Genomic DNA, 273 nt, shown 5'->3' with positions numbered 1-273 from the left:
GTATCAGTCCAGGTGGCGGCAGTTGTCCACTCAATGTCTGTGGCATATTTCCACTGCGCCTCTATGGGTTGCTCGGTAGTGGCATCGAACGCGCTCAATACACGAGAAGCGCCGGTATACCCAAACGTATGGCAATTGAAGCGCGCCCCCATGACTTTCAGGTTGCCTGAGCCAATCGCCTGGCCAACCCCAAATTCCAGCACATTCGAATAACTCGTCTCGTTCGTCGCCGCCCGCCAGATCCGGTAACTCACCGTCACCTTCTTGCCGCGG

1 protein-coding gene is annotated in these 273 nt (G+C 56.8%); it reads right to left on the bottom strand.

From position 1 onward, the window contains the following. On the bottom strand, positions 1 to 273 hold a 273-nt coding region (locus tag FHL16_RS34245; protein WP_158080563.1), incomplete at both ends, for a hypothetical protein.

Source organism: Pseudomonas sp. FSL W5-0299 (assembly GCF_005930655.1).
GTDB lineage: Bacteria > Pseudomonadota > Gammaproteobacteria > Pseudomonadales > Pseudomonadaceae > Aquipseudomonas > Aquipseudomonas mandelii.
The sequence above is the reverse complement of the archived record's forward strand: the minus strand, read 5'-3'. Positions and strand labels throughout refer to the sequence as shown.